A 5,880-nucleotide genomic window follows, 5' to 3' on the forward strand; every position below is an offset into this window, starting at 1 on the left:
CCTCGCCACGGCCGTTCAGCTGGCCACCGGCCAGGCCGATGACCAAATTGGTCGGGGCCTCTGGCGGCGTGGTGTCGCCGCCGTCGATGTCCGGTGCGGTGACATTGCCAGCGGTGGAGGCATTGCCGACAACGTCGGTGGCAGTGACTTGCAGCTGCTCGCCGTTCACTTGTGGCGGGTCGAGGGTGATGCTGAAGCTGCCGGTGGCGCCGACTACTACGGTGCCCAGCACGGTGGTGCCGTCGGCGGCCAGCACACGCACGGTGCTGCCGGCTTCGGCGCGGCCGGTGACGACGGTACCGTCGCCATTGATCAGCAGTTCGCTCGGGGCGACGGGTGCGGTGATGTCCGGTGCGCTGATCGATGTTGGCAGGGACGAAACTCCCGCATCATCGATGGCCACCACGTCCAGCAGTTCACCATTGGCCTGAATCGGGTCAAGTGCCACGGTGAAGCTTCCATCGGCACCTGCGACCACGCTGCCGAGCAGTGTGCCATTGGCATCATGTACTTCCACGCGGGTGCCGGCAGGTGCAGTACCGCTGATGCTGCTGCCATCTTCGGCGAAGACCAGATCGCTTGGGCTGGCTGGGGCGGTAGTGGCCGGCACTTCGAACTGCAGTGCCTGCGAGGCGTTACCGCTTGGGTCGCTCTGCACCAGGCTCAGTTGCTCACCCGGCTGGACTGCCGGATCGAGGTCGACGAGGAAGGTGCCGTTGGCCGCCACCACACCGGTGCTGATCACGCTGCCACTGGCATCGCGCACTTCGACGGTCGCACCTGGTTCGCCACGGCCGCTCAGGGCGAGGCCACCGGCGCCTACGATGATGTCGCTTACCGCCTCGGGCGGTGTGATGTCCGGTGCATCGAATTGCAACGGCGCCGAGGTGTTGCCGGCGGCATCCACCAGGCGCACGTCCAGTGCTTCACCGTTGGCCTGGGCAGGCGAAAGGGAAAGGCTGAACAGGCCGTCGGCGCCGACCAGGCCGGTACCGATCACGGTGCCGGCGGCATCGCGCACTTGCACGGTGGCACCGGGTTCACCGCGCCCGGTGAAGGTGACGCCGTTGATCAGGGCCAGCTCGATGGGCTGCGCAGGGGCCTGCAGGTCCGGGGAATTGACCGAAGCGGGTGGCGACACGTTGCCGGCGGCATCGGCCAGGGTCACTTGCAACGCGCTGCCGTCATTCACGGCAGGGTCCAGGGTGATGGTGAAGCTGCCGTCCGCCGCAACGGTGCCGGTGGCCAGTACATTGCCTGCGGCATCCACAACCTGCACGGTGGCACCGGGCTCGCCGCGACCGGCCAGCTGGCTGCCGGCCAGGCCGACTACCAGGTCAGTCGGCGCTGCCGGTGGCGTGATATCGACCCCATCGATATCCGGCGCAGTGACTGCGCTGGTCGCCGAGGTGTTGCCGGCGGCATCGGTTGCGGTCGCTTGCAGCACCTCGCCGTCGATCTGGGCGGGTTCCAGGGCAATGCTGAATACGCCGGTAGGGCCGACCACCACCGTGCCCAGCTCGGTGCCATCAGCGGCCACAACACGTAGGGTGCTGCCCGGTTCGGCGCGGCCGGTGATGACGCTGCCATCAGCGCTGACGGCCAGATCGCTTGGGGCGGCCGGTGCGGTGATATCGGGAGCGTTGATCTGCGTCGGCAACGAAGACACATCGTCGACATCGATCGCCACCACATTCAGCAGTTCGCCGTTGGCTTGAGCAGGGTTGAGCTCGATGCTGAAGCTGCCATCGGCATTGGCCGTGGCGGTGCCGATCAGTGCACCGCCGGCATCGTGCACCTCGACGCGGCTGCCCGCAGGGGCAGTCCCGTTGAGGGTGGTGCCATCGGCATCAATGACCAGACCGCTCGGGCTGACCGGGGCGGCAGTGAGCGGCACTTCGTATTCGAAGGCGAGCGAAGCGTTACCGCTTGGGTCGACCTGAACCAGGCTCAGCTGCTCGCCAGGTTGTGCGGCCGGATCCAGGCTGATCAGGAAAGTGCCATTGGCGGTGACCACGCCACGGCCCAGCAGGTTGCCATCGGTATCACGCACTTCCACGGTGGCGCCGGCTTCGCCGCGGCCACTCAGGGCCGTGCCGCCCTGGCCTACCAGGATATCGCTGACGGCATTCGGTGGGGTGATATCCGGGGCGTTGTATTGCAGCGGTGCCGAGGTGTTGCCGGCGGCATCCACCAGGCGTACGTCCAAAGCTTCGCCGTTGGCCTGGGCAGGGGACAGATTCAGGCTGAATGTGCCGTCTTCGTTGACCACGCCACTGCCGATGATAGTGCCGGCTGCATCACGCACTTGCACGGTAGCGCCCGGCTCGCCGCTACCGGTGAAGGTCACGCCGTCGGCCAGGGCCAGTTCGGTTGGTTGGGCAGGGGGCAACAAGTCAGCCGAGGTTACCGAGCCCGGCTGCGAAATATTACCCGCCGCATCGGTCAGGGTGACTTGCAGGGTGCTGCCGTCAATTACGGCAGGGGCCAAGGCGATGATGAAGGTGCCGTCGGCGCCGACAGTGCCGGTGGCGATGATATTGCCCTCGGCGTCACGGACCTGCACGGTGCTGCCGGCTTCGCCGCGGCCGCTGAGTTGGCTGCCGGCCAGGCCGACTACCAGATCAGTCGGCGCTGCCGGTGGTGTGGTATCAACCCCGTCGATGTCCGGCGCGGTAACTGCGCTGGTCGCCGAGGTGTTGCCGGCGGCATCGGTTGCGGTCGCTTGCAGCACCTCTCCGTCGACTTGTGCGGGTTCCAGGGCAATGCTGAATACGCCGGTCGGCCCGACTACGGCAGTGCCCAGTTCGGTGCCATCGGCGGCCACGATGCGCACGGTGCTGCCTGGCTCGGCGCGGCCGGTGATGACGCTGCCATCGGCGCTGACGGCCAGTTCGGTCGGTGCAGCAGGGGCAGTGATGTCCGGAGCGGTGACCTGGGCAGGCAGCGAGGAAAGACCGCTGTCATCGATCGCGACCACATCCAGCAGTTCGCCATTGGCCTGGGCGGGGTTGAGTTCGATGCTGAAGCTGCCATCGGCATTGGCGATGGCACTGCCGATCAGGGTGCCATTTGCATCATGCACTTCGACGCGGCTGCCAGCCGGTGCAGTACCGGTCAGGGTAGTGCCGTCGGCATCAATGGCCAGGTTGCTCGGGCTGTCCGGAGCGGTGGTCAGCGGCACATCGTACTCGACGGCCACGGACGCATTGCCGCTTGGGTCGGTCTGCACCAGACTCAGTTGGTCGCCGGGTTGGGCGGCCGGGTCGAGGTCGATCAGGAAGGTGCCGTTGGCACCGACCACGCCAGTGCCGATCACGCTGCCGCTGGCGTCACGTACTTCGACGGTGGCACCCGGTTCACCGCGGCCGCTCAGGGCCAGGCCTCCGGCGCCGACCACGATATTGCTCACCGCCTCGGGCGGGGTAATGTCCGGTGCATCGAATTGCAGCGGTGCCGAGGTGTTGCCGGCGGCATCCACCAGGCGCACGTCCAGTGCTTCACCGTTGGCCTGGGCGGGCGCCAATGTGACACTGAAGAGCCCGTCCGCACCCACTACACCAGTCCCGATGAGGGTGCCGGCGGCATCGCGCACCTGCACGGTAGCGCCCGGCTCGCCGCGACCGGTGAAGGTCACGCCATCGGCCAGGGCCAGTTCGGTTGGTTGAGCCGGCGGCAGCAGATCGGCGGAAGCCACGGAGCCCGGCTGCGAAATATTGCCAGCAGCGTCGGTCAGGGTAACTTGCAGGGTGCTGCCGTCAATTACGGCAGGGGCCAAGGCGATGACGAAGGTGCCGTCGGCGCCGACAGTGCCGGTGGCGATGATATTGCCCTCGGCGTCACGCACTTGCACGGTGCTGCCGGCTTCGCCGCGACCGCTGAGTTGGCTGCCGGCCAGGCCGATCACCAGATCGACAGGCGCCTCAGGTGGCGTGGTGTCGCCGCTGTCGATATCCGGCGCGGTGACCGAGCTGGCGACAGAGGTGTTGCCGGCGGCATCGGAGGCAGTAGCTTGCAGCACTTCGCCGTCCACTTGCGGCGGGTCAAGGGTGATGCTGAACACACCCGTTGCACCCACGACGGCAGTGCCGATCTCGGTGCCATCGGCGGCCACGATGCGGACGGTGCTGCCGGGTTCGGCGCGGCCTGTAAGCACGGTACCGTCAGCGCTCACAGCGAGTTCGGTCGGTGCAGCAGGGGCAGTGATGTCCGGAGCGGTGACCTGGGCAGGCAGCGAGGAAAGACCGCTGTCATCGATCGCGACCACATCCAGCAGTTCACCATTGGCTTGAGCTGGGTTGAGTTCGATGGTGAAGCTGCCATCGGCATTGGCGATGGCAGTGCCGATCAGGGTGCCGTCGGCATCATGCACTTCCACGCGGCTGCCAGCCGGTGCGCTACCGGTGAGGGTGGTGCCGTCGGCATCGATGGCCAGGTTGCTCGGGCTGTCCGGAGCGGTGGTCAGCGGCACATCGTACTCGACTGCCACGGACGCATTGCCGCTTGGATCGGTCTGCACCAGGCTCAGTTGGTCGCCGGGTTGGGCGGCCGGATCGAGGTCGATCAGGAAGGTGCCGTTGGCACCGACCACGGCAGTGCCGATCACGCTGCCGCTGGCATCGCGTACTTCGACGGTGGCACCTGGTTCACCGCGCCCGCTCAGGGCCAGGCCACCGGCACCGACGACAATATTGCTCACCGCCTCGGGAGGGGTGATGTCCGGTGCATCGAATTGCAACGGCGCCGAAGTGTTGCCACTGGCATCCGTCAGGCGTACGTCCAGCGCTTCGCCATTGGCCTGGGCAGGAGAGAGGGTCAGGCTGAATGAGCCGTCTTCATTGACCACGCCACTGCCGATGATAGTGCCGGCGGCATCACGCACCTGCACGGTAGCGCCCGGCTCGCCGCGACCGGTGAAGGTCACGCCATCGGCCAGGGCCAGTTCGGTTGGTTGAGCAGGCGGTAGCAGGTCCGCCGAGGTCACGGAGCCCGGCTGAGAAATATTGCCAGCAGCGTCGGTCAGGGTAACTTGCAGCGTGCTGCCGTCCACGACGGCAGGGTCCAGGGTCAGCAAAAAGGTCCCATCGGCACCCACGATGCCAGTGGCCAGGACATTGCCTTCGGCGTCACGCACTTGAACGGTGGTGCCGGCTTCGCCGCGACCGCTGAGCTGGCTGCCGGCCAGGCCGATTACCAGATCGACAGGCGCCTCAGGTGGCGTGGTATCGCCGCCGTCGATGTCCGGTGCAGTGACCGAACTGGCTTCTGAAGTATTGCCTGCGGCATCGGAGGCGGTAGCTTGCAGTACTTCGCCATCTACCTGCGGTGGGTCAAGGGTGATGCTGAACACACCCGTTGCACCTACGACGGCAGTGCCGATCTCGGTGCCATCGGCCGCTACGATGCGTACGGTGCTGCCGGGTTCGGCGCGACCTGTAAGCACGGTACCGTCAGCGCTCACAGCGAGTTCGGTTGGTGCAGCAGGGGCAGTGATGTCCGGAGCGGTGACCTGGGCCGGCAGCGAGGAAAGACCGCTGTCATCGATCGCGACCACATCCAGCAGTTCGCCATTGGCTTGAGCTGGGTTGAGTTCGATGATGAAGCTGCCATCAGCGTTGGCGATGGCGCTGCCGATCAGGGTGCCGTTGGCATCGTGGACTTCGACGCGGGTGCCAGCCGGTGCGGTACCGGTCAGGGTGGTGCCGTCGGCATCAATGGTCAGGTTGCTTGGGCTGTCTGGTGCAGTGGTTAAAGGCACATCGTATTCGACGGCCACAGACGCATTGCCGCTTGGGTCGGTCTGTACCAGGCTCAGTTGGTCGCCGGGTTGGGCGGCCGGCTCGAGGTCAATCAGGAAGGTGCCGTTGGCACCGACCACGC

Annotated in this window: 1 protein-coding gene; it reads right to left on the minus strand. The window is 66.5% G+C overall.

Annotation, left to right across the window (positions count from 1 at the left end; genetic code table 11):
- Positions 1–5,880 (minus strand): Ig-like domain-containing protein (locus HP547_RS06405; RefSeq protein ID WP_256676272.1); only part of this gene is annotated, 5,880 nt, incomplete at both ends.

This window comes from Pseudomonas sp. CM27, assembly GCF_013179515.1.
Taxonomy (GTDB): Bacteria; Pseudomonadota; Gammaproteobacteria; order Pseudomonadales; family Pseudomonadaceae; genus Aquipseudomonas.